Consider the following 5023-nt stretch of genomic DNA (forward strand, 5'->3'; position numbering starts at 1 on the left):
GTCGAAGACGCGTTCTACCGCGTCCGCGTCGCTTCGGCGGATCTACCGGGGCCGCGGCACGCCAACCTGCGCCCGCCGCCACAGGCCCCGCCCGCCGCGGCCTGAGCCCTCCCCTCCTCTCGCTTCTTTGATCCGGCAGTCGCCGCCGACCGCGGCCGTGACTCTGCCGCTTGGGCCTGCGCCCGCCATTTCTTTTGTTGAGTCAACATGATCATCCACCACCGTTTGGGTGCCGAACAACGGCGCCCCTTCCCTGCCGCCCTGCGCCCTCTTTGCGCCTTGCTGGCAGCCATGCCGCTTGCAGGCCTTGCACAACAGGAGGCCTCGCTCGAGGCCGTCACCGTCAAGGGCTCGAAGGCCGCCATCGAGCCCGCGGGCTCCAGCCTGGTGGATGCCGGCGCCCTCCAGTCGGGCCGCACCGCCAGCAGCGACACGGCCAGCCTGCTGCGCAACATTCCGGGCGTGAACCTGTACGGCGCGGGCGGCGTTTCTAGTCTGCCCAGTGTGCACGGCCTGGCCGATGACCGGCTGCGCATCCAGGTCGATGGCATGGATCTCATCTCCGCCTGCGGCAACCACATGAACCCGCCGCTGTCGTACATCGATCCCACACGCGTGGGCAGCGTGCGCGTGTTCGCTGGCATCACGCCCGTAAGCGTCGGCGGCGACAGTATCGGCGCCACCATCCAGGTGGACTCCCCCACCCCCGCGTTTGCAGCCCCTGGCCAGGGCCGGCTGGTGCAGGGCGAGGCTGGCACTTTTTACCGCAGCAACGGGCATGCCAAGGGGGCGAACCTCTCGGCTTCGTACGCCACCGAGCAGCTGAGCCTGCGCTATGACGGCTCGACGGCCCAATCGGACAACTACCACGCGGCCCGTGCCTTCAAGGCCCCCGGCAGCGCTGCCAGCGACAAGCCGGGCCAGTGGCTGCCTGGCGACGAGGTGGGCTCGTCCAGCTATAAAAGCCGCAACCACGCGCTCGGCCTGGCGCTGCGCGGCGACGCCCACCTGGTCGAACTGCGGATCGGCCTGCAGGACATTCCCTACCAGAACTACCCGAACCAGCGCATGGACATGACGCGCAACGGCAGCCACCAGTTCAACCTGCGCTACCAGGGCCAGTACGACTGGGGCCAACTGCAGGCGCGCGCCTACCGCGAGAAGACACGGCACAGCATGAACTTCGGCCAGGACAAGCAGTTCTGGTACGGCCCCACCAACAACGTGCCCGGCATGCCCATGGACACCGAGGGCAGGACCACCGGCGTGCAGGTGAAGGGTGACATCACCCTCTCTGCCCGCGACACTCTGCGCGTGGGGGCCGAGGCGCAGCGCTACAGCCTGGACGACTGGTGGCTGCCGTCGGGCGGCGGCATGGCGCCCGACACGTTCTGGAATATCCGCGACGGCCAGCGCAACCGCCTGGACGCATACGCTGAATGGGAGGCCCGCTGGAGCCCGCAATGGCTGTCGCAGATCGGCCTGCGCGGCAGCCGCGTGCGCAGCAACAGCGGCGCGGTCCAGGGCTACAACGCAGGCTATGCCAGCGACGCCAATGCCTTCAATGCGCGCGACCGCCTGCGCAGCGACAACAACCTCGACTTCACCGCACTGGCCCGCTACAGCCCGGGTGCCAACGCCAGCTACGAGTTCGGCTTCGCGCACAAGACGCGCTCCCCCAACCTCTACGAGCGCTACACCTGGTCCACCGGCGGCATGGCCATGCGCATGATCAACCTGGCCGGTGATGGCAATGGCTACGTGGGCAATCTCGACCTGAAGCCCGAGGTGGCCAACACCTTCAGCGCCACCGCCGACTGGCACGACGCCACGGGCGAACGCTGGGGCATGAAGCTCACCCCCTACATCAGCTACGTGAACGACTACATCGACGCCCGGCGCTGCGGCGGCGGCAGCGGTGCCATGGCGGCCTGCAGCAGCGCCAACCTGGCAGCGACAGAAGGCTTCGTGTACCTGCAGTTCGCCAACCAGGACGCGCGCCTGCAGGGCCTGGATCTTTCGGGGTTTGCGGACCTCGGCAAGATCGACGGCTGGGGCCAGTTCACGCTCAGCGGCATGCTGAGCTACGTGCAGGGCAAGAACCGCACCACGGGTGACCACCTCTACAACACCATGCCGCTGCACGCGCGCCTGGCCCTGACCCAGCGCCTGGGTGGCTGGACAGGAACGGCCGAGCTGCTCATGGTGAGCGCCAAGTCCCGCGTCTCGGCCGTGCGCAACGAAGTTCCCACCGCCGGCTATGGCCTCATGAACTTGCGCGCCAGCTACGAATGGAAGCAGGTGCGGCTGGATCTGGGGGTGGACAACCTGTTCGACCGCTTCTACAACCACCCGCTGGGCGGCGCCTACGTGGGCCAGGGCCGCACGATGGCCGGCACCGCCGTGCCCTGGGGCGTGAGCGTGCCCGGCATGGGCCGCTCGCTCAGCGCGGGGCTGACCGTGAAGTTCTGACCCTTCCCGGGCCGGTGGCGGTGCCCGTTATCCACCGCTGCGTTACTCCATCGTTCATAGCCTCCAGCGCCTGCGGGTGCCGGAGGCTTTTTTTTTCGGTCCGTGCCGATAATGGAAGCCCGCGAGCCACTTCGCCCCGCCCCGACACCAAAGGCAGCGGCCCACGCGCGGCGCCGCTGCCTGCCGCCTTCTCTGATCCGCCATGGAATTTCGCCTCATCTACGAAGGCCCCCTGCATGGGCAGGGAGCCAAGTCATCGCACAAGTGGGAGATCCGCCGCGCCCTGCATCCGCAGTTGCAGCGCCTGTGGCAGGAGCGCCCGCTCAAGGAAGCTGCCTCCCGCCTGCTGGCCCGTCCGCCCCGCCCGGGCAGCGCCTCGGTCATCGTGGAAAAAGGCGGGCTGGTCTTCGCACCGCTTGTCACCCAGCGGCTGGACCTGTATGCCGAGCTGTCGGTGCTGCTGTTTCGACAGCAGCCGCGCGGCACGCTGATCACCGATGGCGGTGACATCGACAACCGGCTCAAAACCCTGCTCGACGGCCTGCGCGTGCCACACGGCTCGATGGAAGGCCGCACCGAAATGCCGGCGGACCCCGATCCCCAGCCATTTTTCTGCCTGCTGGAAGACGATTCGCTGGTCACCAAGGTAACGGTCGAATCCGAACAGCTGCTGCGCCCGGCCAAGCCCGACGAGGTGGTCGCCATCATTTCCGTGCATGTGAAGAAAACCGTGCTGTCCCCCGACAACATGACGCTCTAGCGTGCACGCAAGCGAGGCCTGCGCGCAGCCTCGCCCCGCGGCACGGCCATTCCACACCAGCCCCACGCCATTCCACACCAGCCCCACGCCATTCCCACAGCCATCCCGCGGCAAGGCCCGCACCGGGCCCTCCACCACAACCACCGCAGGCGCCGCTTTCCCCTCCCCGCAAAGGCGTCCGGCCATGCATTCACGCGGCCCTGCCTGGCGGCTCGGGCACGCCCCGGAACCGCCGCGCGCAGGGTGCGCCCATTGCCGGGCGCCCAACCTCTGCAGCACCGGGGCTGCGCCAGCAGCGCATGCCGCCCTCAGACACGGCAACCTGCCACCTGCGCAGGGGCCCTGCCTTGCGTGAGAATGCGGTATGCCTTTCCAAACTGAACCGCCCTACACCCACGGACAAGCGGCGCGCACCGCCGTCCTGCTATGCAACCTGGGCACCCCGGATGAGCCCACCGCACCGGCCGTGCGGCGGTATCTGGCCGACTTTCTGGGCGACCCGCGCGTGGTCGAGATCCCCCGGCTGGCCTGGTGGCCCATCCTGCACGGCATCATCCTGCGCACCCGCCCGGCCAAATCTGCCGCCAAGTACGCCAGCATCTGGACGCCCGAAGGCTCACCGCTGGCGGTGTGGACGGCCAAACAGGCCACCCTGCTGCGCGGCTGGCTGGGTCAGGCGGGGCACCACGTGCTGGTGCGCCACGCCATGCGCTACGGCAACCCTTCCATCGCCAGCCAGCTCGACGCCCTGAAGGCCGAAGGGGCCACCCGCATCCTCATTCTGCCGCTGTACCCGCAGTACTCGGGCACCACCACGGCCAGCGTTTTCGATGCGGTGTACGGCTGGGCTGCCCGCACCCGCAATGTGCCCGAACTGCGTTTCGTCAACCGCTACCACGACCACCCCGGCTACATCGAGGCCCTGGCCCGTTCGATCGAAGACTACTGGCGGCACCACGGCACGCCCGACCGCCTGGTGATGAGCTTTCATGGCGTGCCCGAGCGCACGCTGCACCTGGGCGACCCCTACCACTGCGAAAGCCTCAAGACCGGCCGCCTGCTGGCACAGCGGCTGGGCCTGCGCAAGGAGCAGTACCAGCTCACCTTCCAGTCGCGCTTTGGAAAGGCCAAGTGGCTGGAGCCGTATACCCAGCCCACCGTCGAGGCACTGGGCCGCGCAGGCACCCGGCGCGTGGACGTGGTGTGCCCCGGCTTCACGAGCGACTGCCTCGAAACGCTGGAGGAGATCAACATGGAAGTGCGCGAGGCCTTCCTGCACGCTGGCGGCAAAGAGTTCCACTACATCCCCTGCCTCAACGACAGCCATGCCTTCATCACCGCGCTGAGCCAGGTGGCCCAGCAACACCTGGCGGGCTGGCCCACCACGCTGCCCGATGCGGCACAGCAGGCCGATGCCCTCGCCCAGGCGCTGGCCGGCGGCGCGCCGGCCAGCGCCCTGCCTGCGCCCCGCTGACTGCCCGATAAACTATATTTTTGATAGCAAAATACGCTCACCTATCAAGCGCTATAGCCGTTTTTACCTGTAAACCTGCTGCGCACCGCCCCAGGCCCCGTTCCGTGTGAAGGCGGCCGGCGCACGCACCCCACGATTGCCATGTCTGCCATTGCCATTGCCCCCCACCAGCTGCGGCTGACCATCGACCCCGACACCCTCGGCTTTGCCAGCACCGCCGAACTGCAAGACCTGCCGCTGCCCTGGATCGGACAGGAACGCGCCCAGGCGGCCACGCAGTTCGGCCTGGCCATGGAGCAGCCCGACTACCACCTCTT

General features: G+C 68.1%; 3 protein-coding genes. All 3 read left to right on the top strand.

Annotated features, from left to right (window positions below):
* The first annotated feature begins 207 nt into the window (after positions 1-207).
* The 3 genes from ACDELDRAFT_RS19045 (at position 208) to hemH (ending at position 4706) form a co-directional block, all read left to right on the top strand.
* Positions 208-2472: a TonB-dependent receptor gene (locus tag ACDELDRAFT_RS19045; RefSeq protein ID WP_005799656.1), complete on the top strand. Its 2265-nt coding sequence runs from the start codon at positions 208-210 to the stop codon at positions 2470-2472.
* 202 nt (positions 2473-2674) lie between these two features.
* Complete coding sequence (locus ACDELDRAFT_RS19050; protein ID WP_005799657.1) at positions 2675-3232, top strand: hypothetical protein; 558 nt, start codon at positions 2675-2677, stop codon at positions 3230-3232.
* A gap of 364 nt (positions 3233-3596) precedes the next feature.
* Positions 3597-4706, top strand: a complete 1110-nt coding sequence (gene hemH / locus ACDELDRAFT_RS19055) for a ferrochelatase (protein WP_005799658.1) — start codon at positions 3597-3599, stop codon at positions 4704-4706.
* Positions 4707-5023: the final 317 nt, after the last annotated feature.

Source organism: Acidovorax delafieldii 2AN (assembly GCF_000175235.1).
GTDB lineage: Bacteria > Pseudomonadota > Gammaproteobacteria > Burkholderiales > Burkholderiaceae_C > Acidovorax > Acidovorax delafieldii_B.

What these genes read in the sequence shown, in the direction of transcription:
- ACDELDRAFT_RS19045 (WP_005799656.1), top strand. Translation starts at nt 208, where the DNA reads ATGATCATCCACCACCGTTTGGGTGCCGAACAACGGCGCCCCTTCCCT.
- ACDELDRAFT_RS19050 (WP_005799657.1), top strand. Translation starts at nt 2,675, where the DNA reads ATGGAATTTCGCCTCATCTACGAAGGCCCCCTGCATGGGCAGGGAGCC.
- hemH (WP_005799658.1), top strand. Translation starts at nt 3,597, where the DNA reads ATGCCTTTCCAAACTGAACCGCCCTACACCCACGGACAAGCGGCGCGC.